Origin of the sequence: Streptomyces sp. NPDC058457, assembly GCF_042720695.1 — a bacterium.
GTDB lineage: Bacteria > Actinomycetota > Actinomycetes > Streptomycetales > Streptomycetaceae > Streptomyces.
This window is the reverse complement of sequence record NZ_JBHXLU010000058.1, coordinates 12,750-36,695: the sequence shown is the minus strand read 5'-3', so window position 1 is coordinate 36,695 and position 23,946 is coordinate 12,750. Positions and strand designations below refer to the sequence as shown.

The 23,946-nt window shown below is 69.6% G+C and carries 22 protein-coding genes and 1 pseudogene; 7 read left to right on the top strand and 16 right to left on the bottom strand.

What is annotated here, in order from left to right:
* Nucleotides 1-52 precede the first annotated feature (52 nt).
* On the bottom strand, nt 53-2,503 hold the full coding sequence (locus ACFWPS_RS35025) for a SpoIIE family protein phosphatase (RefSeq protein ID WP_383712738.1): 2,451 nt from the start codon (nt 2,501-2,503) through the stop codon (nt 53-55).
* A gap of 358 nt (nt 2,504-2,861) precedes the next feature.
* Between ACFWPS_RS35025 and ACFWPS_RS35020 the strand changes: the two genes are divergently transcribed.
* Nucleotides 2,862-4,421, top strand: coding sequence for a PucR family transcriptional regulator (locus ACFWPS_RS35020; RefSeq protein ID WP_383712736.1), 1,560 nt, complete (start codon nt 2,862-2,864; stop codon nt 4,419-4,421).
* On the opposite strand, the gene ACFWPS_RS35015 is transcribed toward ACFWPS_RS35020, so the two are convergent.
* Nucleotides 4,422-4,547, bottom strand: a complete 126-nt coding sequence (locus ACFWPS_RS35015; RefSeq protein WP_383712826.1) for a hypothetical protein — start codon at nt 4,545-4,547, stop codon at nt 4,422-4,424.
* Nucleotides 4,544-4,996: a hypothetical protein gene (locus ACFWPS_RS35010; protein WP_383712832.1), complete on the bottom strand. Its 453-nt coding sequence runs from the start codon at nt 4,994-4,996 to the stop codon at nt 4,544-4,546. The genes ACFWPS_RS35015 and ACFWPS_RS35010 overlap by 4 nt, the downstream gene beginning before the upstream one ends.
* Between ACFWPS_RS35010 and ACFWPS_RS35005 the strand changes: the two genes are divergently transcribed.
* Both ACFWPS_RS35005 and ACFWPS_RS35000 read left to right on the top strand, forming a co-directional pair.
* Nucleotides 4,995-6,101, top strand: a complete 1,107-nt coding sequence (locus ACFWPS_RS35005) for an ISL3 family transposase (RefSeq protein ID WP_383712734.1) — start codon at nt 4,995-4,997, stop codon at nt 6,099-6,101. The two genes, ACFWPS_RS35010 and ACFWPS_RS35005, sit on opposite strands and share 2 nt — an antisense overlap.
* A 225-nt stretch (nt 6,102-6,326) precedes the next feature.
* A pseudogene (locus ACFWPS_RS35000) lies at nt 6,327-6,614 on the top strand (transposase); the annotation flags it as partial.
* Nucleotides 6,615-6,818: 204 nt separating this feature from the next.
* On the opposite strand, the gene ACFWPS_RS34995 reads toward ACFWPS_RS35000, so the two are convergent.
* The gene (locus ACFWPS_RS34995) at nt 6,819-7,820 is read right to left on the bottom strand and encodes an NAD-dependent epimerase/dehydratase family protein (protein WP_383712731.1); all 1,002 of its coding nucleotides are present in this window, start codon (nt 7,818-7,820) and stop codon (nt 6,819-6,821) included.
* A gap of 70 nt (nt 7,821-7,890) precedes the next feature.
* Here ACFWPS_RS34995 and ACFWPS_RS34990 point away from each other — a divergent pair, with 70 nt between their 5' ends.
* Together ACFWPS_RS34990 and ACFWPS_RS34985 are read left to right on the top strand one after the other, a co-directional pair.
* On the top strand, nt 7,891-8,805 hold the full coding sequence (locus ACFWPS_RS34990) for a LysR family transcriptional regulator (protein ID WP_383712729.1): 915 nt from the start codon (nt 7,891-7,893) through the stop codon (nt 8,803-8,805).
* A 203-nt stretch (nt 8,806-9,008) separates the two neighbouring features.
* Entirely contained in the window at nt 9,009-9,398 is a 390-nt protein-coding gene (locus ACFWPS_RS34985; protein ID WP_037743720.1) for a hypothetical protein, read from the top strand.
* Nucleotides 9,399-9,704: 306 nt separating this feature from the next.
* Here ACFWPS_RS34985 and ACFWPS_RS34980 read toward each other — a convergent pair whose 3' ends face one another.
* A complete protein-coding gene (locus ACFWPS_RS34980) occupies nt 9,705-10,304 on the bottom strand; it encodes a TetR/AcrR family transcriptional regulator (protein ID WP_383712726.1) in 600 nt (199 codons plus the stop codon).
* Nucleotides 10,305-10,366: 62 nt separating this feature from the next.
* On the opposite strand from ACFWPS_RS34980, the gene ACFWPS_RS34975 reads away from it, so the two are divergent.
* Nucleotides 10,367-11,197, top strand: coding sequence for a class I SAM-dependent methyltransferase (locus tag ACFWPS_RS34975; protein WP_383712723.1), 831 nt, complete (start codon nt 10,367-10,369; stop codon nt 11,195-11,197).
* Between the two features lie 257 nt (nt 11,198-11,454).
* Here the strand turns inward: ACFWPS_RS34975 and ACFWPS_RS34970 are convergent, their stop codons facing one another.
* The gene (locus ACFWPS_RS34970) at nt 11,455-12,693 is read right to left on the bottom strand and encodes a cytochrome P450 (protein WP_383712721.1); all 1,239 of its coding nucleotides are present in this window, start codon (nt 12,691-12,693) and stop codon (nt 11,455-11,457) included.
* Between the two features lie 85 nt (nt 12,694-12,778).
* Entirely contained in the window at nt 12,779-13,171 is a 393-nt protein-coding gene (locus tag ACFWPS_RS34965; protein WP_383712718.1) for a carboxymuconolactone decarboxylase family protein, read from the bottom strand.
* Between the two features lie 262 nt (nt 13,172-13,433).
* On the opposite strand from ACFWPS_RS34965, the gene ACFWPS_RS34960 reads away from it, so the two are divergent.
* Entirely contained in the window at nt 13,434-14,306 is an 873-nt protein-coding gene (locus tag ACFWPS_RS34960; RefSeq protein ID WP_383712715.1) for a VOC family protein, read from the top strand.
* A gap of 59 nt (nt 14,307-14,365) precedes the next feature.
* On the opposite strand, the gene ACFWPS_RS34955 is transcribed toward ACFWPS_RS34960, so the two are convergent.
* The 9 genes from ACFWPS_RS34955 to mftB all read right to left on the bottom strand — a co-directional run bounded on the left by ACFWPS_RS34955 (nt 14,366) and on the right by mftB (nt 23,939).
* Nucleotides 14,366-14,554 carry a ferredoxin gene (locus ACFWPS_RS34955; protein WP_329530373.1) on the bottom strand — a complete coding sequence of 63 codons (189 nt, stop codon included), beginning with the start codon at nt 14,552-14,554 and terminating at the stop codon, nt 14,366-14,368.
* Between the two features lie 85 nt (nt 14,555-14,639).
* Complete coding sequence (locus tag ACFWPS_RS34950) at nt 14,640-16,112, bottom strand: FadR/GntR family transcriptional regulator (RefSeq protein WP_383712712.1); 1,473 nt, start codon at nt 16,110-16,112, stop codon at nt 14,640-14,642.
* Between the two features lie 122 nt (nt 16,113-16,234).
* Nucleotides 16,235-17,434: a cytochrome P450 gene (locus ACFWPS_RS34945; protein WP_383712709.1), complete on the bottom strand. Its 1,200-nt coding sequence runs from the start codon at nt 17,432-17,434 to the stop codon at nt 16,235-16,237.
* A 211-nt stretch (nt 17,435-17,645) separates the two neighbouring features.
* On the bottom strand, nt 17,646-18,902 hold the full coding sequence (locus ACFWPS_RS34940) for an amidohydrolase family protein (RefSeq protein ID WP_383712707.1): 1,257 nt from the start codon (nt 18,900-18,902) through the stop codon (nt 17,646-17,648).
* Between the two features lie 141 nt (nt 18,903-19,043).
* Nucleotides 19,044-20,429, bottom strand: a complete 1,386-nt coding sequence (gene mftF / locus ACFWPS_RS34935; protein ID WP_383712704.1) for a mycofactocin biosynthesis glycosyltransferase MftF — start codon at nt 20,427-20,429, stop codon at nt 19,044-19,046.
* Nucleotides 20,426-21,163 (bottom strand): mycofactocin biosynthesis peptidyl-dipeptidase MftE, encoded by a 738-nt coding sequence (gene mftE / locus ACFWPS_RS34930; RefSeq protein ID WP_383712701.1) that lies wholly within the window; start codon nt 21,161-21,163, stop codon nt 20,426-20,428. Before mftE ends, mftF begins: the two co-directional genes overlap by 4 nt.
* A gap of 20 nt (nt 21,164-21,183) precedes the next feature.
* Nucleotides 21,184-22,419: a pre-mycofactocin synthase MftD gene (mftD, locus tag ACFWPS_RS34925; protein ID WP_383712699.1), complete on the bottom strand. Its 1,236-nt coding sequence runs from the start codon at nt 22,417-22,419 to the stop codon at nt 21,184-21,186.
* A 24-nt stretch (nt 22,420-22,443) separates the two neighbouring features.
* Entirely contained in the window at nt 22,444-23,667 is a 1,224-nt protein-coding gene (mftC, locus tag ACFWPS_RS34920) for a mycofactocin radical SAM maturase (RefSeq protein ID WP_383712696.1), read from the bottom strand.
* Entirely contained in the window at nt 23,664-23,939 is a 276-nt protein-coding gene (gene mftB / locus ACFWPS_RS34915; protein WP_383712693.1) for a mycofactocin biosynthesis chaperone MftB, read from the bottom strand. Before mftB ends, mftC begins: the two co-directional genes overlap by 4 nt.
* Nucleotides 23,940-23,946: the final 7 nt, after the last annotated feature.

Sequence of the window (23,946 nt, the reverse complement as noted above, 5' to 3'; positions counted from 1 at the left end):
CGTCGCCGTCACTTTTGCCGCCGATCCGGCCTTCTTCGTCACGCTTCCCGTCTCAAATGCCGGGGTCGAGTTCCTGCTCGGCCCACACGGTCTTCCCGCCGCTTGTCAGGCACCTGGCTCCGTGGCGGCGGCAGAGCTGCGCGACGATGTAGAGACCGCGGCCGCCTTCGTCGCTCGTGCCCGCGTGGCGCAGCCGGGGGAGGGTGTCGCTGGTGTCGGAGACTTCGCAGGTCAGGGCCTGGTGTCGGATCAGGCGCAAGCGGATCGGGCCGGTGGCGTGGCGGACGGCGTTGGTGACCAGTTCGCTGATGATCAGCTGGGTGGATGCCTCCAGACGTTCCAGTCCCCACTGGGCCAGTCGTCGGGTGACCAAGGTGCGGGCGCGGTGGACGACGGCAGGGTCACCGGGCAGTTCCCAGCAGGTGGTCTGGCTTGAGCTCAGCGCATGGGTCCGTGCGACGAGCAGCGCCGCATCGTCGCACGGTGACTGGGCCGGCACCGTCTCGATCACCGAGGAGCAGAGACCTTCCAGCGACCGGCCGGGATGTGCCAGGGCGTCGCCCAGGCGCTTCATGCCGACGTCGATGTCGTGGTCGCGGCTCTCGATCAGGCCGTCGGTGTACAGGGCGAGCCGGCTCCCCTCGGGAAGTTCCAGTTCGACGGCTTCGAAGGGGACCCCCAGCCCGACGCCGAGCGGCGTTCCGGTGGGCAGGTCGGGGAAGGTGACCTCGCCGTGGGGGTCGACGACCGCGGGCGGGGGGTGCCCGGCGCGTGCCATGGTGCACTTGCGGGTGACGGGGTCGTAGACGGCATACAGGCAGGTCGCACCGGTGACACGGGTCGGGTCCTGGGAGTCGGCGTCTTCGGCGGCGAGGCGCCGGACCGTGTCGTCGAGGTGGCTCAGCAACTCGTCGGGGGGCAGGTCGAGGTCCGCCAGCGCGTGTACCACCGTGCGGAGCCGGCCCATGGTCGCCGCGGCGTTGATGCCGTGACCCACCACATCGCCCACGACGAGCGCGGTCCGGGCTCCGGACAGCGGGATGACGTCGAACCAGTCGCCTCCGACACCGTTGTCCACATCGGCCGGCAGATAGCGCGAGGCCGTCTCGATGGCCGTGCCCTGCACCACACGCTGCGGGAGCAGGTTGCGTTGCAGGGTCAGGGCCGCGCTGCGCTCCCGTGCGTACCGGCGAGCGTTGTCCAGGGCAAGCGCCGTACGACTGACGAGCCCCTCGGCCAGGAGCAGGTCGTCCTCCTGGAACGGCGCGGGTTCCTCGGTCCGGATGAACACCGCCGTGCCCAAGGAGGCATGCCGGGTGCGGATGGGGACGACCATCAGGGAGTGCATGCCGCTGTCGCGCATGGTCCGTGCCCGGTCGGGGTCCCGGTCGAACCAGGTGCCGGGAGAACCGTCCAGAACCGGTTCCAGATGGGAGCGGCCGGAAGACAGGACCTTGGTGAAGGGCGAGCTCGGTGGTACGGCGACCAGCTCACCGCGCGCCCACGGGGACTCGGGGACCCCGGGGTGGATCGAGGCCATGCCCGCACGACGGAGGGTGCGGCGGCGGTTGTCCATCGGGCCGATGCGGGCGAAGGGCGCCTCGCCGAACTGGATCGACTCGGCCAGGTCGACGTTGACGTAGTCGGCCAGCAGGGGCACCGCGAGGTCGGCCAGCTCCTGACCGATCTGCATCACGTCCAGGCTGTTGCCCATGCGCGTGCTCGCCTCGCTGAGGATGGCCAGGCGCTCGCGAGCCCGCTGACTGCCGGTGACGTCCACACTCGTGCAACACACCCCCATGGCCCGGCCGTCGGCGCCCCGCAGGCAGAAGTACGAGGCCGCGATCGCATGCTCACGACGCGGATCCACCGACGGCCACGCCCGGTACTCGTGAACCGTGGCGATGCCGCTGTCCAGGACCTGTCGCATCACCGTCTCGAGCCTTTCGGCTTCGATGCCGGGCAGCGCATCCGGGAGACGGCGTCCCAGCCGCTGATCGCGAGGAATGCCGTCCTGCCGCTCCATCGCGTCGTTGGTCCAGGCACAGCGCAGATCCTGGTCGTGAACGACGACGCCCATCGGTGTACGGGTGAGAAGCGAGTCCCGAACCCATCCGGTGGTCGCCACCGGGGAGAGCGAGGCGATGTCGGTGCCGGAGACGAGCCAGCGGATGTCCCGGTCTTCCCCCCACAGCAGTGAGAACCGCAGGCTCGCCTTGATGGCGCGGCCCTCACGGTGACGGACGGTCGCGGTGCCGGACCAGCCACCCCGGGCAAGGCACTCCTCGTTCGACGCCCAGTCCAGCAGCGTTTGACGGGTGAGAGGCAGGAGCTTGGAAACGGCCTGGCCGACCACTTCCGTGGCCGGGTAACCGACAAGCCGCTGCGCCGTGCTCGTCCACCCCACCACCGTCCCCTCGGCGTCGATCATCGCGATGGCCGCGTCGGGCGTCTCTCGGGGGTCCAGTCGCTCACAGAGACTGCCTTGATGCGTCTCGGTCACCGGTTTTCTCCCATCGCGTGGTTTTCGAAAGCTCGGGCCAAAGACAGCAGGGCCGATCGTCACACCAGCCCACGGTTGAGCTGCCCTCCTGACGGTTGCCTCCTGGCGATCCGGCGGCTCTCAGCTGACGCGGGCCGCCGCTCCTCGCCGTCCGAGGGGTACGGGACCGTGCCGTCCGGATCGCGACAGCAAGAACGAGGGTAGGAGTGCAAAGCAGGGAAAACGCCGGGCACAATGCACCATCTTCTGGTCGACGCTTGTGACATAGAAACAAATCACTCACCGCTCGACGGTGCCGAAATATGGCGGACACAGGCCAGTGACTGCATGACACCGGCCGCCTTGTACTCTTTGGAGCATGGGCGTGGAGAGTCCGGAGCCTGCACGGGAACTGTCCGTGAGTGCGGCACACGTAGAGTCGAACCTCGCGGAGATCTCCCACGACGTATGGGAACACTTGCTCATTGAAATCCCGCAGGTCAGGGGAGAAGCCGCCGTCGAAAGAATCTTGCTGGCGAGCGTCAAGGAAAATGTTGCCACTTTGCTGCACATCTTCGAGAACGACATCCCCCTGGAAAATCTTGAGGGGCTCGCTGCGGCCAATGAGCACGCCAGAAGACTGGCTCAGCGGGATATCCCTGTCAGTGCATTGATCCGGGCCTACAGACTCGGGCACTGGCGTTTCCTGCAATGGTGCCTGGACGAACTTTCCCTCCGGGGCGCCGACGACGTTGTCTCCGCCGCCACCAACCGGCGCATGCTGAAAGTGAGCTTCGGTTACATCGACAGGATCACGGAGCATGTCACCGACGTGTACTACCGGGAGCGGGAACGCTGGCTGATGGGCCGGACCGCCATGCGTGCCGCGCGCGTGCGGGACATCCTCGCCGGGAAAGAGGTGGACCTCGACGCGACGGAAGCCGCTCTCGGCTACCGCCTGCGCCGGCACCACCTCGGGCTCGTGGCCTGGATGCCGACGCCGACGCCCGGCGGAGCCGGAGCCGGACTGACCCGGCTCGACCGGCTCACCCACGAAATGGCAGAAGAACTCGGCTGTCCCACCGGACCGCTGTTCGTGCCCCGGGACGAAGGACTGGCCTGGGCTTGGCTGCCCTTCGGTTGTCACAGCGAACCGTCCTGGGACCGATTGTCCGGTCTGGTCGAAAGCGGCGAGCCCTCCGTGCAGGTGTGCGCCGGAAGCGTGCAGCGCGGGATCGGGGGGTTCCGCAGCACGAACAGGGAAGCGCTACGCGCACAAGAGCTTGCGACGGCGGCGAGTCCCGGCCGTCGGCTCACCGCGTACGCTCAGGTCGCTCCGATCGCGTTGATGTGCGACAACCTCCCGGATCTGCGCACCTGGGTGGGGAGAGTCCTCGGGCCGCTGGCCGTCGACGACGAGCAGTGCGCACTGTTGCGAGAGACTCTGCGCGACTTCCTGGCAACCGGCTGCAATTACACCGCCACGGCGAGCAATGAGACCCTGCACAAGAACACCGTGCACTACCGCATCCGCAAGGCGGAGGAGATCATGGGGGCACTCGACCCGAGCAGGACATACCGACCTTGCGATCGCCCTGCTCGCCGTCAAGTACCTCGGCGCCTCGGTCACGCAGCCGCCCGAAGGCGGAACGGAGGTACGACAGCGCGGTGGAAGTCCTCGGCGTCGCCGCTGAGGGCGTCGGGTTCACGGACCCTGGCGTCGTCGACGGCACATCCGGGGCGCCCGCCCCGATCAGCCGGTCCGGCGCCTCTCCACACCGGCACGTGGTGCGCCTCAGCAGCACCACACCGGGCCGGCGTTCCAGCTCCCGGACCACACGGGACAGCAGCGGAAAGCCGCCGCTGGTTGTGTCGGCGGGAAGCGGCTCTGGCCCACTTGTGGGGCTCTGTCGCTGATTTGGGGGTGGTGGCTGTTTGATCAAGGTGACAGGAGGATTCGGCGTCGCAGGAGGTCGAAGTTGGCCCGGCCGTACATCTGTCTCTTCAGCAGTTTGATCCTGGTGACGTTGCCCTCGACCGCTCCCGAGGTGAAGGTGGTGGTCAGGGCGGCGAGTACGGCTGCTCGGTCGCGCCGTATGCCGCGGCCAGGGTGCGGAGTTCTCGTTGTCCGTCGAGGCGGACATCGGCGAGCCAGACGTCGGGTGCCAGGTGTTCGCTGCGGCGTTCGCGCACCATCGAGGCCAGGCGGCGGGCGTACTGGGTGGTCGTGGCCAGGGTAGGGCTGCGTTCGCACAGCTCGTCGAGGCACTTGCGCTCGGTCTCGGTGAGTTGCTCGGGCCTGCGCATGATCCAGTCGGTGACCCTGCGGACGGTCAGATGGGGCAGCGGGGCATCGGTCGGGATCGTCCCGGTGCGATAGGGCCGCAGGTGGCGGCGGACGGTGTTGACGTCTCCGCGGTAGCCCAGCTGCTGGATCTCCCGGGTGAGTGCGGCAGCGTTGGAGCAGCCCTCCATCCAGCGGTGATGCAGGTAGAGGCGGTAGTCGTCGATCATGCTCGGTCGGTGGGTCGCTGCGACGAGAAGCTGCTCGACATCGGCGGCCCGGGCGAAGCGCAGGACGGTGCCGCGGCTGAGGCGGAGCTCTCGGGCGATGGCCCGCAGGCTGTCGCCGCGTTTGGTCTGCTTATCGGCCGAGGGCGTGTTCTTTCCCGGGATTCGTAATGTGCAGGTGGAGTGTGTGATGGAGCTCGTGGACGGGACACTGGTCCGCCTGTCCAGCACATGCTCATCGAGAACGTGTCCGGACTGCGGTGTCGCATCCCACCGGGTCCACAGCCGCTACGGTCGTCAGCTGGACGACTGTCCCGTCGCTGGCAGGCCGGTGCTGGTTCGGCTGACCGTCCGCCGGTTCTTCTGCGATACTCCAACCTGCCCACGCAGGACCTTCGTTGAGCAGACCGACGGTGTGAGCGAGCCCTACCAGAGGGCCAGCTCAAGCCTGTGCTTCGTGCTTCGTTCCGTGGCGGCCGAGCTGGGTGGACGGCCTGGGGCACGGCTGTGCCGGAAACTCTCGGTTCCAGGCCGGATGCGACTCCTCGGGCATCTGTATGCTCCGGCCGTGCCCGACCGGGCCCCACGCGTGCTCGGCGTGGACGAGTTCGTCTTCCGCCGCGGCCGTCGTTACGGAACGATCCTCGTCAATGTCGAAACCCATCCGCTCGTCGACGTCCTGCCAGACCGGAGTTCCGAGACGCTGGCCGCCTGGCTCCGTGACCATGCCGGTGCCGAGGTCGTGTGCCAGGACCGGGCCAGCGCCTACACCCGTGCCGTCAAGGAGGCCGCCCCTGGCGCCACTGAGGTGGCTGATCGCTGGCACCTGCTGCGCAACCTGTCTCTCGCCGTCGAACGGGTCTGCCACGAAAACCGCGCCTGCCTGCGGAAATACGCTGAACAACAACGGCAGACCCACCCGCGGCAGCTCACCTTGGAGCTCGTGCCGACCACGCTGATCGTGGACCGGGTCCGACGCCGGCACGAGGTGATCACCAGCATGGTCGAGACCGGCTACCCGATCAGTGAGATCGCTCGACGTCTCGGACTCGACCGCAAGACCGTCCGCCGCTACCGCGACACCGACTTCGACGTTCTGCTCGCCTAGGCCCGCGACCGACGGAACGTGCCCCTCGACCGCTTCAAGCCCTACCTCCAGGCCCAGTTCGCCGACGGCCACACCAACGCCAAAGAGTTGTACGACCAGATCTGCGAACGCAGCTTCTCCGGCGACTACTCGACGCTCTCCCGCTACGTGCGAACACTGCGCGACGGCACCGCCGTCCCTGCCCCCGCACCGGTCCCGAGCCCACGCACCATCAGCGGATGGACCATGCGACCACCCGAAAAGCTCTCACCTCGTCAAGCCGCTGAGCTGGAACGCGTCCGGCTGGCCTGCCCGGACATCACCGAAGCGTGCAACATCGCCCGTGCCTTCACCGAACTCGTCCGAAACCGCCGCGGCCATCTGCTCACCGAGTGGATCCGCCAAGGCGAACAATGCGGTCAGCCGTCGATCCGGTCCTTTGACAGCTTTCTCCGTCAGGACCTCGACGCCGTCACCGCCGGACTCACCCTCGCCTACAGCTCGGGCGTAGTCGAAGGACATGTCTGCAGAGTCAAGCTCCTCAAGAGAAGCATGTACGGTCGCGCGTCCTTCGCGCTCTTGCGAGCTCGCATCCTGACACGGCACTGGCCTAGGCATTCACGAGAATCGCTGCCAGAACCGTTTTCAACGAGCCCCATCAGCCCAGATGCGGTCCAGTCGTGTCGGTTTCCTTTTCTGGGGCAGGGGTGCGTGAATGAGGAGCGCGGGCTGGCTGGGTCAGAAGTGGTCCTTGGCCCAGCGGAAGCTGTCGCGGACGGTCTGCTCGTTGTCGATCGGCTGCAGCCCCAGATCGCGGGTGGTGGATGCGGTGTCGGCGCGCAGGTGCGGGGCTCCTGCGTAGATCTGGATGATCTCCGGGCGCATCAGGGGCGGGCGGCGGGTCAGCCGCGAGACCCAGGTGGCGGCCCGAGCCATCGGTTTGAGGACGGCCGGGGACAGGGTCCGCGGGGTCTTCAGGCCCAGCTCGGGAAACATCTGCTGGGCGGTCTTGACCATCTCGGTGGTGGAGACGGGCGTGGTGTTGCTGACCAGGTAGCGGCCCATGTCGCGGCCCCGGGTGGCCGCCAGATGACAAGCCTTGGCCACGTCGCGGGCGTCGATCAGCAGCAGGTGGAGGCCGGGGTCGACGGTGAACTTCCCGGCCAGGATCGTGGTGAACAGCTCCACGCTTCCAGTGGGCGTGGAGAACCCGGGACCGGTGATCGCCGACGGCAGCACCGAGACGAACTCGATGTCCGTGCCGTCGACCAGCTGCCGGGCCAGTTTCTCGGCCTGGGTCTTGGAGTATTCGTAGGGGTTGATGTTCAGCGGGTTCCAGGTGTCGGCGCTGAACGGTCGCACGCTGGCGTCGACCGTAGTCATCGAACTGACATAGACGATTCTGTGGACGCCGGCTTCGAGGGCCGCCTCGACGAGATGGCGCGTTCCGTCGAGGTTGACACGCACGATCTCGTTCTCCGGATCTTTGGCCCAGACACGGAAAGCGGCGGCGACCGAGTAGACGATGTCGACCCCCCGCATGGCCGCCACCAGCGAGGCGCGGTCCATAAGCTCGGCCCGCACCAGTTCGACATCCAGCGCGCGCAGCCGGTCCGACCGGGCGCCGGTGTCCCGAACCCCTGCCCGGACCGTTTCCCCCTGCGCCAGCAGGTACTGCACCAGGGTGAAACCCACGTGCCCGGTGGCCCCGGTCACCAGGCTGATCTTGCTCTCGCTCATGCGCCCAGTGGACCCCAGCCCCTCCCCGGAAGGGAAAGACCCGCCCGGTCTGCGGGTATACCCTGAAGGTATGGAAGACCTGGACCTGCGGGACCTGCGCTACTTCGTCGCGGTCGCCGAGGAACTGAACTTCACCCGCGCCGCCGACCGCCTTGGCATCGCCCAGCCGCCGCTCTCCCGCGCCATCCAGGCCATCGAGACCAAACTGGGCGTACGGCTGCTCGACCGCAGTGCCCGCCCCCCGGCCCTCACCGCTGCCGGCCGCGTACTGCTGGACCAGGCGCGCCCGGCCATCGCCGCAGTCACCGCCGCCGGCCGCCGGGCCGCCCGAGCCGGCACGGAGCGCCCACAGCTGGCCGTCGTGATCAAGACCGGTAGCGCACCGGCCCTGGTACGCGACATCGTCACCCGCTACGACAGCGAGGGCACCTGGCCGCCCGCCGCGATCTCCATCGGAGGCTGGGGCGAGCCGACCGCGATGCTGCTCGACGGCCGCGCCGACGTCGCCCTGCTGCGCGGCCCCCTGTTCGATCCCCTGCTGGACAGCGAAGTCCTGCTCACCGAACCACGCATGGCCGTACTCCCGGCCGGCCACCGCCTGGCCCGGCGCGAGCGACTGCGCCGGATCGACCTGGACGACGAACCGGTCCCTCACTGGCCCGGCGCCACGGCGGAGCAGGCCGCCTACAACGCGGCCACCGACACGTGGACCGCTCACGCGGTGCACGCACCCCCTGGCCCGAGGGTGGAGAACATGGACCAGATGCTCGACGCGGTCGTGCTCGGCCAGGGCGTGGCCTTCCTTCCCGCCTCATACGCCGACTCCGCGGCCCACCCCGGCCTGACCTACGTGCCGGTTTCCGACATCAGCCCCAGCACCGTCGTCGTAGCCTGGCCCCCCACCTGCCGCTCCCAAGCAGTAGCCGCATTCGTACGTTCCGCACTCGACGTGGCCGAGTCGGCCAAGGCCGCCGAGGTGACATAACACCGGCCGACGAAGCAGGCTCCACCTGCCTGTCATGCAGGGCTCAGAAGCAGCTTCTCACTCAGTCCGGTTCGTACTGGGCCAGACTGCGTCGAAGTCGAGGGTTCTCGCCACGGGCCGTCTCCAACGTCACAAAACGACCTTGGGCACCCTCGTTCTCGTCTCCGCAGGCACCCCTTGGACCACACCACCAGGAGGAACCGGTGTCATACCCGCAACTGCTCACCCCCGAGGAGAAGCTCGCCGACGCGAAGAAGCTGTTGAGCCTCCCGCGTATCGTCGTGATCTGCGGCTCCACCCGCTTCATGACCGAGATGAACGAGGCCGATCTGCGGGAGACCAAAGCCGGAAAGATTGTCGTCAAACCGGGCTGTGACATGAAGTCGCCGCACGAACTTTGGTCCGATCCTGTGGAGGCCGAGGCGCTGAAGGTTCGACTCGACGATCTGCACCGGGCGAAGATCCGGCTCGCTGATGAGGTGCTCGTAGTCGGCGACTACATCGGAGACAGCACCCGAGCCGAAATCGCCTACGCCCGGTCGCTGGGCAAGCCCGTGCGGTTCACGCACCCCGAAGTCGACCCCGACGCCTGACCGCCCGCTGCCACCTCGACAACCAGGGCCGGCAGCCCGCCGCCTGACCGTCTCGCGGTGACTTCGGCCGCCGCCCACCCCACACCCTCCGCAGGCATCCCTTGGAATTGATCATCTAGTCTTCAAGATCGTTCACGGAAGTGCAGCCAGAGCCTGGAAAACGGCCACCCCTTGCTCGGGTCGAAGCCGTACCTGCTCAGTGGGTCTCCCCAGGTATCTGGCGCTTGGCCTGCGGAGAACTCGCCGTGGAGGTCTACCAGACCCGGGCAGGGGCGGGCGGGGCGGCGTGCGGCCGAGGCGCTCAGGTCACTGCTGGGGTGGTCGCAAGGCGCCGGCGATGACGGTGGTCACCATCTTGCGGACGGCGGCGGTCTGCGGCGGGGCGCTCGCCCGGTCGGCGAACAGCAGGTGCCCGGCCCCGACGAGGGTGGGGGCGAGTGTGTCGATGTCGGCATCGCCGGCCAGACGCCCCGACTCCCGCTCGGCGGTGAGATAGGCAGCGATCATGGCGGTGCCCTGCGCGGCCAGTGGGATGCCGGTCAGGCCGGCCTCGCGCAGCCGGGTGCGGAGGCCGTCGCGGAAGGTGATGAGTGCGACGATTGCCACCGTGACCGGCCCGAACAGGTCCTGCAGCGCGTCGGCGAGGTTGTCCACCACGCTCCCGGTGCCGGCGGCCGCGCGCAGAGTCGTGGTTCGGTCCTCGATGTCGCGGACGCGGTCGAGGACCAGCTCCGCCAGGAAGGCGTCGAAGTCGGTGAAGTGCCGGTGCAGCACGCCCTTGGCACAGTTCGCCTCCTCCGTGACCGCCCGGCTGGTCAACGCGTCGGGCCCGTCCCGGAGCAGGACGCGCTCGGCGGCTTCGAACAACTGGCCGCGCACGTTGTGGATGTGTACCCCTGTCGGCATTGTCTTCCTTTCCGCACCGCCCCCGCCTTAACAAGTGGGCAACCGCCCATTAGTGTGGGCGCATGCCCACTTTATCGCAGGGACAGCCGGACCAGTCCGGGCCCGAGCCCCACCGCCACCGGCAGACGGCCGAGTCGTTCGGCGTGGACGCCGAACGCTACGACCGCGCCCGACCGCCGTATCCCCAGGCCCTGGTGGACAGGATCGTCGCGGCAAGCCCCGGTCGGCACGTCCTCGACGTCGGAGCCGGGACCGGCATCGAGGCCCGGCAGTTCCAGGCGGCCGGCTGCACGGTGCTCGGTGTCGAGCCCGACGAGCGGATGGCCGCCTTTGCGCGACGCAGCCGTGTCGAGGTCGAGGTCGCCAGGTTCGAGGACTGGCAGCCGGCCGGACGGCAGTTCGACGCGGTCATCGCCGGCACCGCCTGGCACTGGGTGGACCCCGTCGTCGGAGCGGCCAAGGCGGCCCAGGTGCTCCGGCCCGGCGGCCGGCTCGCGCCCTTCCACCACGTCCCCCAGCTCCCGGCCGAGGTGATCGACGCCCTCGCCGAAGCCCTCCAACGGGTCGTCCCCGATTCCCCGTTCAACCCCGGCCTGCTGAGAGGATCGGCCGTGGACGCATACCAGCCACTGTTCGCGAAAATCGCCGACGGGATCCGGCAGACCGGCACCTTCAGCGAGCCGGAACAGTGGCGCTTCGCCTGGGAGCGCGCCTACTCCCGAGAGGAGTGGCTCGACCAGCTCCCCACCTTCGGCGGCCTCACCCAACTCCCCGCAGACAAAATGGCGGAGGTCCTGGACAGCGCCGGAACCGCGATCGACAAGCTCGGCGGCCACGCCACCATGCCCTACACATCCGTCGTGATCACCTCGACCCGCTCCCATACGGCCTGACCACCGCAGACGTCGGGTGTCGCCGAGCGCGAGCAGACTCATGAGCTCGGCGACGCAGAGGAGTATGAGGCCGGCACGCGTCACCACTCCCACGGAACCGCCCTCCTGTGCCTGGCCGGAGACACAACCCCCGACCCCGCAAGGACAACAGGCATTGAGAGAGTGCGGATGAGAGGCTGTTGGTCCCGCCCGTACAGGCGAGACCAACAACTCGACGCGAGCTCGCAGCACTACTGCGAGGCCGAGTTGGAGCCCGGCTACCAGGTGACCGGCAGCTCCTTGATGCCGAAGGCGAGCGAGTCGGCCGGCCGGAAGGCGAGTTCGTCGCGGTCGACCGCAAGGCGCAGGGTCGGGACGCGGCGGTAGAGGGTGCCGTAGACGACCTGGAGCTCGATGCGGGCGAGCTGCTGGCCGAGGCACTGGTGGATGCCCCAGCCGAAGGCGTGGTGGTGGCTCGCCTTGCGGTCGAGGTCGAGCTTGTCCGGCTCGGGGAACGCAGTCGGGTCCCAGTTCCCGGCGGGCAGCGGGACGACGATGCCGTCGCCCCTCTCGATGCGTACGCCCTCGAACTCGAAGTCCTCCTTGGCGATCCGCCGCTGTCCGAACTGGGCGACGGTCAGATAGCGCAGGATCTCCTCGACCGCGCCCGTGACGGCCTTCGTGTCGTCGATCTCCCGCAACCGGGCCAGCTGCTCGGGGTTTTCGAGCAGCAGCGCGGTGCCCAGCGTGATCATGTTGGCGCTGGTCTCGTGCCCGGCGATCAGCAGGATCATCGAGAGCAGGGTCGCCTCGGGAAGGGTGAGGTCGCCGTCCTTGATCCGCGCCGCGAAGTCCGAGAGCACGTCGTCGCCGGGGTTGTCCATCTTCGTCTGAAGCAGCGCCGCCAGGTATCCGCCGAGCGCCTCGTTGGCCCGCCGGTCGTCCTCGGCGGTCTTGTCGCTGCGGGTGGCGAAGGAGGCGTTCTCCTGGAAGAAGTCATGGTCGTCGTACGGCACTCCGAGCAGTGCGCAGATCATCAGTGAGGGCAGCGGCAGCGACAGTGCGGTCACCAGGTCCACCGGCTTGGGACCGGCGAGCATCTTGTCGATCAGCTCGTCGGTGAACCGCTGGATCTCCGGCCGCAGTGCCTCCATCCGCGGTCGGGTGAACGGCCGGGTCATCATGCGGCGGATGCGGCTGTGGTCCTCGCCGTCCGCGTTGAAGATGGTCAGCGGATAGTGCTGGACGTTCTCGGCCATCGCCCGGTTGGGCAGCGGGAATCCGGGCTGTTTGTCGTCCGAGCTCACCCGTGGGTCGGAGAGTATCGCGCGCTGGGCGGCGTGGCCCGTGACGAGCCAGGGGGTGCTGCCGTCCCAGATCCGGCCGCGGGTCACGGGCGCATTCTCGTTCAGGGCGCGCAGTCCGGGCGGCGGGGCGAACGGGCACTTGGCGTCCCGGTCGTCCTGGTAGTCGTAGATCCTTTCGTCGAGGGCGGGTTTGATGTCGGCCTCGGCCATGGTCTTTCCTCCAGGTGGAAGTGGGGGGATGGCGGAAATCGGGGGCGGAACGCAGACTGCTCCGCCACGCGGACGGCCGGCCAGGTCAGTCCTCCAGCGCCTCGCGAGCGGCGGTACGGGCGGCCACCGCACGCGGGAAACCGGTGTAACCGCTGGAGTGGTAGACGACCTCCGCGATCTCGTCCCGTGTCAGTCCGTTGGTCAGCGCGACACGGACGTGGGTCTTCAGCTCGCTCTCCGCCCCCAGGGCGATGAGGATGCCCAGTGTGAGCAGGCTCCGATCGCGCGGGGCCAGTCCCTCGCGAGCCCACAGCGACCCCCAGACACTGGTGAGGCCTATGTCGACGAGATCCTCGCCGATGCGCCCGTCGCGCAGGTCGACCTCGCCTTCGGGGAAGACGCCGGGCAGGGCCGCCCGCATGGCCGTCCAGCCCGCTGCCCTGAGATCGGCTGTTCCCTCAACGTCCTTGTCGGTCATGACTCGCTCCCGTTGCGCGGCTTCGCATCCTCGAGCGAAAAATAGAATAGCCGGTCGATACAATAAACGCCTCGTGGATGGCACAACGGATGGATCCTCGCGTGCCGGCCCGGTCCCGGTCGGCCGCCGTCGATCGTTCCCGTCTCTCCCGGTCAGTGGGACGGCCCCGGGCGGCGGGCGCACCGAAGCGCCTACCGTCGCGCATATGGAGGAGCCGGGGCCCTGGCCGCCCCGGACTGACCAGCGTGAAGGAGAGAGTCGGATGGGAGTTCATTCGCTCGGGTACTTGAGGCTCGAGTCCAACGACATCGCGAAGTGGAAGGCTTTCGGAGCCGACTTCCTCGGGCTCATGCCGGTCGAGGGCGGCGGCTCCGAGTCGCTGTCCTTCCGGATGGACGACTACCCGGCTCGTATCGTCGTCTCCCCGGGCGCCCAGCCCGCAATGACGGCGCTCGGCTTCGAGGTCCTGGACGAGCGCGAGCTCGAACGCCTGGTCGCGGACGTCGAGAAGGCCGGGATCAAGGTGACGCCCGGCACCGAGGCCGAGGCGGCGGACCGGAAGGTCACCGGCTTCGTCAAGTTCAACGACCCCGGCGGCAACCCGGTCGAGCTCTTCTACGGCACCGTCCTCGACCACGTGCCCGTGCACACTCCCCTGGTGTCGAAGTTCGTCACCGGGGACATGGGGTTCGGGCACGCGATCGTCTCCGCCGAGGACACACGGACCACGTTCGAGTTCTACGTCAACGTGCTCGGCTTCATCGAGCGGAACACCATGCGCTCGCCGGGCGGCACGACCTGGTTCATGGGCTGCAATCCCCGGCACCACACCCTCGGCGTCACCCCGATGCCGGGCCCCGGGCGCCTTCTGCACTTCATGGTCGAGGCGGCGACGCTGGACGACGTCGGACGCGCCCTGGACCGGGCCGGCACGTACGAGGTGCCGATGATGCACAGCCTCGGCAAGCACACGAACGACCACATGGTGTCGTTCTACGTGTGGTCACCGGAGAACTATGCCGTGGAGTTCGGCTGGAACGGCCTGAAGGTGCCGGAGCCCGTCCCCGTCTACGAGATCACCGACGGCGCGTTCTGGGGGCACCACTTCACGCCGCCGCCGCAGCCTGCCGGCTGAGCGACCGGGCATGACCGAGCCCCACGGCCCGAGGCCGTGGGGCTCGCGCGTTCACGGCGTCACCCTGCGGTGATCGCTCGCTCCGGGCAGGCCGACTCGCCGTCCCGGGCGGCCTCTTCCAGGTCCTCGGGGACGTCTCCGTCGTAGGGCAGCGCATAACCGTCGTCGTCGAGACGGAAGAGTCCGGGCGCCGCTGCCGCGCACCGCGCGTGCCCGGAGCACTGCGCCGCATCGATGGTGATCTTCACTCAGCTACTCCGTTCTACCGGGCTTGCTTCGATATTCAGGATACTTATTTATCGGGCGAAGGGACGTGGGTCGAGGGCGGCAGGATCAGTGCCACCAGGGCATGAGCGCGTCCAGGTGACGGCGCATTCGGTGCCGTGCCACCCCGGCGTCCCCCTGCAGGATCGCGTCGAGGATGCGCTGGTGGACGTGGCGCACCTCGTCGGCGGCCCTGTCACCGGGCAGGGGCCGGTCGTGGCCGGACGCGTGCCGGCGGAACAGCTCGGTGATGATGTCGAGGAAGAGCGACAGCACCGGGTTGCCGGCCAGGTCCGCCAGCTCGGAGTGGAAGAGGTCGGCCTTGCGGGGCTCGTCGGCCGGGCCCTCCGTGGTCCACCGCACGGCCCTCGACAGGCGCTCGGCGACCTCCGTGTCGCCCTCGGCGTGCCGGGCGGTCACCCTGGCGACGACGCCGAGTTCGATGGCGTTGCGGACGATCCGCAGGTCGTCGGCCGTGACGCCCTGGTATTCGAGGAAGAGCGCCATCGTGTCGACACTGGCCCGGGGGTCGGGCTCCGTGACGATCAGCCCGCCGCCCGGGCCCCGGCGCATCCGGGCGACCGAGTGGTACTCGAGGAGCCGGACGGCCTCGCGCAGCACGGCCCTGCTGACGCCGTACCTGGCCAGCAGGTCCGCCTCCGAACCGAGCACCATCCCGATCTGCCGGCCCCGCGCGGCGATGTCGTCATGGATCCGGGCCGCCACGACCTCGGCGAGCTTGGCCCTCGGGCCCTCGACCAGTTCGGGTTCGACGACGTTCCCCGCGACGCGTCGGCCGCGGCGCACGCGGTGCTTCGCGATCCAGGCGGTCACCGACTCCAGGTGCGCGGTGAGTTCCGTCTGGGCACGAGCACCGTCGTCGGCGATCACGGCGTCGACGACCGCGCGATGCTCCCGGTGCGAGAACTCCTTCGCCGCACGCGTCTCCGCCCTGGAGAGCCGACGGGAGGTGTGCGCGTACCGGGCGGTGAGGCGGGTGAGGACGTCGATGAACAGATGCAGCACGGGATTGCCCGACAGCTCGCCGAGCATCGGGTGGAGTGGTTCCTGCGAGTGGACCGACGGGTCGTCCAGGTGCGTGAGTTCGTCGTCGAGCGCCGTGCGGAGGGTGGCGATCCCGTCCTCGGTGATGCGCCCGGCCGCGAGTCCCGCGGCGATGGGCTCCAGCAGCCGGCGGGCCTGGAGCAGGTCCGTGACGCTGGTGCCGACGTACTCGAGACAGATCACCATGGCCCGGGTAGCGGGTCCGGCGTCGGGGGCGCGGACGATCAGTCCGCCGCCCGGGCCGCGCCGCATCCTCGCGACCTGGTGGTGCTCGACCAGTCGAACGGCCTCGCGCAGCACGGCGCGGCTCACACCCAGGCGTTCCCGCAGGTCCGCTTCGGAGCCGAGTGACTCGCCGACCGGCCAGCCCCGGCGGATCACGGTGGCCTCGATACGCAGTGCGGTCTGCGCGGCGAGTTTGCCGACCGCGGCACCGGTCTCGCCGTCGGCGAACTCGCGATCGACGGCAGTCGCCATGGGTCACTCCTCCGGTGGCTCTCGCGGCTCCCGAGTCTATGCGTCCCCGCACCCGAGGGACGAGACGGTGCCACAAGTGGAGTGCCCTCATTTCGCCACGACCGCACGCGAGCCCCTGCGCCTCACCACTCCAGGCGGAGCGACTTGATGCCGTACATGTTGCCGTGCTGCCAGAGATCCTGACCGGGCGCGATCCGGTAGTCGGGGATGCGGCGGTGCCACTCCTCGACCGCCACGTTGAGTTCGAGGCGGGCGAGGTGCGACCCCAGGCAGCGATGAGGGCCCGAGCCGAACGCGATGTGGTTGACGGCCTTGCGACGCAGGTCCACTTCGCTCGGGTTGTCGAACCGGTCGGGATCGCGGTTGGTGACCGCCAGCGGGAGCATCACCATCTCGCCCGCCCGCACCGGACAGCCGCCGACCTCGACGTCCCGCGTCGCCTTCCGCGCCGGGACGACGAAGGAGTAGACCCGGAGGGTCTCCTCCACGCCGGTGGCGATGAGCGAGGGGTCGGCGAGGATCGCCCTGCGCTGCTCCGGATGCGTCGCGAAGTGGTACAGCGCCCAGCCGATGGAGATCGGGACCGTGTCCAGGCCGGCCTGGAAGAGCAGGACGCAGAAGGCGTGCATGTCCCGGTCGCTGATCGGTGTGCCGTCGACGGTCCAGGTCATGGCGTGGGAGAGCAGGTCGTCGCGCGGAGTCGAACGGCGAAGCGCGATCTGCTCCTCGAAGTACGCCGACACCGCCCGCATGGCGGCCAGCCGCCTGCTGCCGTGCGGGTCCTCGCTGTGGGAGAGGTGCAGCAGTTCGTGCACCCAGTCCAGGAAGGTGGGCAGGTCCTCCTCGGGCAGCCCCATCAGGCGCATGAAGATCAGGGTCGGGAAACGGCGCGCGAACTCGTCGAGGACGTCGGCGCCGTCGCGCTCCTTCAGCGCGTCGATCAGATCGCCCGCGACCCGGCGGATCTCCGGCTCGCGGGCGGCGACGGTCTTCGGAGAGAAGTAGTGGCCCAGCAGCCGCCGCCACACGGTGTGCACGGGCGGGTCCAGCATCTCGGGGATCCACAGGAACGTCGGATCCGGATCGAGTGCCGTCACCGACTTGTTGGAGAAGGTGCGCCAGTCCTGGAGCGCCTTCTGCACCGCCGGGCCGTCCGTGACGACCCAGTGTCCGCGGGCGACGGTGCTGCGGAAGCCCGAGTGCGCGGCGGCCATCTCGTCCCAGCGGTTCTGGTGGCTGAGCACCGGCCCGCCGAGCCGGTTGTCGAAGTGGTAGGCGGCGACACCGTCGTGGGTTCCGTCGGGTTCGAGTGTCGTGGTCATCGCGACTCCTCTCGTCGTACGTTCGTCAGAGCGCCCCGCTGTCGATCCCGAGCGTGATCAGCTCGTCTCCACCGAGACCGATCTTCCGTCCTGATGAGTGCACTTTTTTAAGGATGCTTCGGTAGGCTGAGATCAACGGGGGGCGGGGCCGTCTGCAGAGCCGGCCCCGCAGCCCGGTCGCGCCGAGGCCGGTCCGTCACTCGGCCGCGGTTCAGGTGCCCTGCGGGACGGGGGCCAGTTTCCGGCTCGTGTCGAAGCCCACGATCCCGGCGAGCGTGCCGCCCAGGATCGCCGCACGGTCCGCGTCGGGGACGTCCACGAAGTTCTCGGCGACGCAGTCGGCGCTGCTGCGGAAGGTGCCCTCCGCGTGCGGGTAGTCGTTGCCCCACATGATCGTCGACAGGCCGGTGATGTGGCGGGCCTTGACCGCGGTGGGGTCGTCGGCGAACTGCACATGGATCTGGCGCCGGACGTACTCGCTGGGCTTGAGCGGGTGCGGCCAGCGACTGTTCACGGCGAACAGCCGTCCCATCGCCGGCTGTTCCTTCGGCGAGCGCGAGTCGTCCCAGAAGCCGAGCCACCAGTCGGGGTCCTGGCCGGTGCCGGTCTTCCAGAGTTTGTCCATGAACCCCATGTAGGAGACCAGCCAGCCGGCGCTGTACTCGATGAGGTTGAAGTGCAGGTCGGGGAAGCGTTCGCAGGCGCCGCCGGCCACCAGGTCGGCGATGATCCCCTGCGGACCGGCCGCCCCGCCGCCACCGGCGCTCATGGTGCGGCTCGCCACCATGGCGTCGGTCAGCTGGCCCTTGCCCATGTTCATGGAGGTCATCAGGCCCCGGACCGTGACCGCGGTCTCCGAGACGTTCTCCCTGACCTTGACCCCGCCGGTGGCGACATGGAAGAAGACCGGCATCCCGTTCGCCTGGGCCGCGGCCCACACCGGGTCGTACTCCGGCGACCAGTAGGGCACCGGCGGGATGTCGGGCAGCAGGATCGCGCCGATCCCCAGCCGAGCGCACCGCTCGATCTCTGCGACCGCGTCGGGGATGCGGGTGAGCGGGATCGCCGCCGTGGGGCGCAGGCGGTCCCGGTGCGGGAGGTAGCGCTCGGCGATGTAGTCGTTCCACACGCGCGCGTGAGCCATCGACAGTTCGTGGTCGTCCGTGAACAGGACGAACAGCGAGAGGTTGGGGAACATGACCGACGCGTCGACGCCGTCGAGATCCATGTCGCGGATGATGTGCTCCGGCTCGCCGTCCGGCGTCTGACCGCCGTGCTGGCGGTACTTGGAGATGGTCCAGCCGTCGAAGCCGATGGTGTGGAGCTTCTTGAACTCCGTGTGACCGCCCGGGACGATCGGCTCGTCCAGGGTGAACTCCTCTTCCCACAGAGCTCGTTCACGCAGGTGCTTGGGCAGCCGGGTCTTGAAGAGATCGACCGGCTCGATGATGTGCGAGTCACCGGACACGACAAATTCCTTGAACACAGGCAGTACCCCTCTTCGAACCTCGTCGTTCGTGCAGGACTCACCCGGGCTTGCATACGAAGTTAACTGTACCGATCGGTCGAGTCAATAATTGAGGGTACGGAATGTCGGGTCGGCCTCGTGTCAGCGGGTGATGCGCGGCCGCAGCGCGCCGGTGGAGCGGCCCCGCAGGGCCGAGAGCCACACGCCGGCCCCGTAGGCGAGATCGTCCAGACGGCGGGCGACGGCGTAGCGGATGGGGTCGAGAGGAACCTGTTCGTGTCGGTACTCCAGTGCGATGTCGGCCAGAGCCGCCACCGCCGTGGCTCTGCGCACCCGGCGGGACACGGTGCAGCCGACGACCGTCAGCGGCCACCAGTGGCGGGTCAGCAGCGCGGAGGCCTGCGACAAGGTGCCGAGGGCGCCGTTGGCGGTGAGCCGCACGGCGAGCCGGTGCGGATGCCGGGTGCCGTCCAGCTTGTGGGCGATGCGCACGGTGACCACTCCCAGGACGGCCCCTGCGGCCGGCACCGACCAACGGCGCTGGGCGAGCAGCGCGGTGACGAACACCAGGCTCCACGGGGCGAACACCGCGGGCGCGATGAAGTCCGGATGCCGCTCGGCGAGGGGATGGGCCCCGGTGCCGTACACGGCCTTGCGCAGAAGCCAGTCCGCCATGCGCACGCGATGCTCGTGGGCGGCCCGGACCACCGGCTCGTAGCGCACCCGCAGCCCCGCCTCGACCAGCCGCCAGCACAGGTCGACGTCCTCCCCCACCCGCATGCGGTCGTCGAAGCCCTCCTCCAGCATGTCCACCCGCGCGACCACGCAGGCCGAGGACGCCCAGGACACGGGCGTGCCGGGGTGCACAGGCGCCGGACGTGCGCCGAGGTCGAGGGAGGACCGGCCGTTCTCGTACCGTTCGATCCAGGTCGTGGCGGCGTTGGGCAGGCCGGTGATGCGTGGTACGGCCATGGCGACCCGGGGATCGGCGAAGTGCCGCAGCAGGGTCGGGACCGTGTCGGCGTCGAGCACGATGTCCGAGTCGGCGAAGACCACATACGGGGTGGTGACGAGCCGGAGCCCGGCGTTGCGGGCGCCGGCAGGTCCGACGTTCGTGGTCAGGGCGACCAGCCGGGCACCGTGCCGGGCGGCGACGGCGGCCACGGCCGCCGGGCGGCGTGAGGCGTCGTCCACCACGATCACCGGATGGTCCGTGCCGATGCTCCGCAGCAGCCGGTCCAGTTGGCGCGGTCGGTCCCGGACCGGGATCACGACCGTGCAGCGGGGGTCCGGGGGTTCGGGCAGCGATGCGGCCACGGGGTGGGCCATGCCGCACGCCAGCAGCCGGTCCGCGAGGAACGCGCTCGCCGCGCTCCGTACGGGGATCGTCCGGTCCACGAGGAGCCGCCGGGCCCGCGGCGTCAGCCGTAGCAGCCGGGTCGGGAACCCGCCGAGGAGAGCCCTGCCCCCGTCGATGACCCGGGTGTGCCGGTCCAGTTCGACCACGAAACCGATGGGAAGTGTCATGGGTCTACCGCCTCCGGGCGGGCCGGATCGCCGAGACGGCCCCGGTCGTCGCAGGTCCACGCGCTGATCCGGCCGACGGTTGCGGACACCATCGCCTCCATCGCCCGAAGGCCCTCCTCGGCCGAGGCACCGGCGGGATCGCCGAGCACACCGGAGGAGGAGACCGCGCGGACGCCCCGGGCCATCAGCTCCGGCAGGAGGACGGAAAGGGGCCGGGTGTCACCGGCGACGGCGTCGTCGAGGTGTACCCGGTCGGGTGTCAGGTACAGCAGCAGTGCGGTCTCCGCCCGGCCGGCGTGCGCGTCGCCGCCCGGTACCTCGCAGCAGGTCCAGGCGGCGTCGTGGCCCTCGGCACGCAGCAGGCCGACGGCCGTGCCGAGGGTGGCCGTGTTGCCGCCGTGGCCGTTGACGAACACGACGCGGCCCGCCCACCGGAACAGCGAGCGCGCCAGCTCCACGATCACCGCGTGCAGCGCCTCGTGCCCGATCGAGACGGTGCCCGGGAAGTCCGCGTGTTCGCCGCTGGCGCCGTACGCGAGCGGCGGTGCCACCAGCGGCTGGCCGTACGGTCCGCCGGCGAGGGCGTCGGCCGTGCGCCGGGCGACCGCGTGGGCGACCACGGTGTCGGTGTCCAACGGCAGGTGCGGGCCGTGCTGTTCGGTGGACCCGACCGGAACCAGGACGAGTGCACCGGACGGTACGGCCGGCCAGACGGCGTCCGAGAGGTCTCGCACGCCGGTGTCCTCCGGCATGCTCAGGCGACCGGTGATTCGGCGTGGGCCTGGACGGCCTCGGGCGGCGCCGGGAGGTCCCCGCCGCCCAAGGTCAGCGAGAATCCCGGTGGTATCACCAGATCCCCGGGTCCCAACTCGTCGACGCCGGAGTGCCCGAGGCCCAGCACGGCCGAGTCGAGCCCGCCGCGCAGGATGTCCAGCACGTTCTCGACACCGGCCTGTCCGTTCGCCGCGAGGCCCCAGAGGTAGGCACGGCCGATCAGCACGGCACGGGCGCCGAGGGCGAGTGCCTTCGCCACGTCCCCGCCGCGCCGTATGCCGCCGTCGAGGAGGACCTCCACCTGGTGGCCCACCGCTGCCGCGACGGAGGGCAGGACCCGGATGACGGCCGGAGTGGTGTCCAGGTTGTTCCCGCCGTGGTTGGACACCGACAGGCCCGACACCCCGGCGTCGACGGCCCGTTTGGCGTCGTCCAGCCGGGTCACGCCCTTCAGGAGGAAGGGCCCGCCCCACTCCTCCCGCAGCCACCTGACGTCCTCCCAGGTCGGCGGCGTGGTCTGCATCCATTCGCCGTAGGCGCCGAAGAACGTGGGGGCGTCGCCGCCGGGTGGCCGCAGGTTGGGCACCGTGAGGTCGGGGACACGGCCGGACCTCGCATACCTCCACAGCCAGCCCGGGCGGGGCAGGACGTCGGGGGTGAGGCGTAGCGCGGTTCGCCAGTCGATGCGGTCCGGGATGGCCGGACTCCCCCAGTCCCGTCCGTGGGAGAAGGACCAGTCGAGGGTGACGATCAGCGCCTTGGCGCCCGCCGCCCTGGCCCGGTCCATGCGCTGCACCATCGCATCCCGGGTACCACTCCAGTACAGCTGGAAGAAGGTGTTCGGGTTGGCGGCGGTGACCTCTTCCACCGGTCTGCTCGCGAACGAGCTCAGGCCCATGATGACGCCCCGCCCGGCCGCGGCGCGTGCCACGGCCACCTCCCCTTCCGGGTCCACCGCCTGCACGCCGGTCGGTGAGACGAGGACGGGAAGGGCGGTCGGTACGCCCAGCACGGTCGTGGACAGATCGCGCTCCGCGTGGTGGCCCACGAGCCGTGGGGCGAAGCCCAGTTCGGCGAAGGCCGCGATGTTGGCGTCGATCGTCCGCCCGCGCTCCGAGCCCGCGACGAGCGCCCCGTAGACCGTGCTCGGCAGTCTCTTCTCGGCCCGTCGCTGTGCCTCGGCGACCGATTCGAACCAGGGGTTCCGGCGTCGCATCTGCCACTCCTCGGAGATCGGTCGTCAGGTCAGTCGGAGCCCGGCCAGCGGGTCCTGGGCGCAGTCGCTCACCGGAGGCCGGACCGGATCCTCGCGGCGGGTGAGGACCAGGTCCACCGGCCGCGGGCGCCGGGAATGGTCCGCGGACGGGCGTGGACGGCCGCCCCGGCCCCCCGCGAGCCGCTGCTCGCCGTGTCCCTGCACGCACTCGGGATCCGGGCCGTCCAGCGGAAGGCCGGTGAAGAACTTCGCGGCCATGCATCCGCCCTTGCAGGTGTCGTAGAACGCGCAGGAGGCGCAGGCTCCGCCGTGCTGCGGGGCGCGCAGCCGCCGGAACAGCTCGGAGTCCCGCCACACTCCGGCGAAGCCGCCGGTCTCGCGGACGTTCCCGGCGAGGAACTCCTCGTGGATGGCGAACGGGCAGGCGTACACGTCGCCGACCGGGTCGATCAGGCAGACGACCCGCCCGGCACCGCACAGGTTCAGGCCGGGGAGCGCCTGACCGTAGGCGGAGAGGTGGAAGAAGGAGTCCCCGGTCAGCACGTCGTCGCCGTGGGCGAGCAGCCAGTCGTAGAGCTCGCGTTGCTGCGCGGCCGTCGGGTGCAGGTCGTCCCAGACGTCCGCGCCGCGTCCGGAGGGGCGCAGCCGGGTCAGGCGCAGCTGGGCTCCGAAGCGGTCGGCAAGTGCCTTGAAGTCGTCGAGCTGGGGGATGTTGTGCCGGGTGCAGACCACGGAGATCTTGAAGTTGCGCATTCCGGCGGAGGCTAGGTGCTCCAGCGCCCGCAGCGCCGTGGCGTACGAACCGGGCCCGCGTACCGCGTCGTTGACGTCGGCCGTCGCGCCGTCGAGCGAGATCTGGACGTCCACGTAGTCGTTGCGGGCGAGCCGCCCGGCGGCTTCGGAAGTGATCCGGATGCCGTTGGTGGAGAACTTCACCCCCACGTGGTGAGCCGTGGCGTAGTCCAGGAGCTCCCAGAAGTCGCGGCGGACGGTGGGCTCGCCGCCGCCGATGTTGACGTAGAAGACCTGCATGGCCTCCAGTTCGTCGATGACCGCCTCGGCCTCCGCCGTGCTCAGCTCCCTCGGGTCGCGCCGGCCGGAGCTGGACAGGCAGTGGGAGCAGGCCAGGTTGCAGGCGTAGGTCAGTTCCCAGGTGAGGCAGATCGGGGCGTCGAGTCCGTGCTCGAACAGGTCGACCAGCCGTGGCGTCCGGGGCGTGGGCCCGAGGGCCGTGGGTGCGGTGGTCATGTGATCCTTCCGACGAGCATCGACGCGTCGGCGAGTGCGGCCAGGGCACGGCCGTACCGGGCCAGTTCGCCCTCGTCGACGCCGGCGGCCAGACAGGCGGCCCGGGCCGTCCGGGCGTGGACGAGGTGCTGTACGACCGCGAGCAGCCGGCGGTCCTTGAGGAAGGTCAGCCTTCGGGTGCCGAAGTGGTAGAGCAGCGCGCCGAAGGGTTCGGGGCGCACCGAGACCTGCGGATGCAGGTCCCAGGCGCGGTCGAGGTCCAGCCGTGTCATCCGGCGA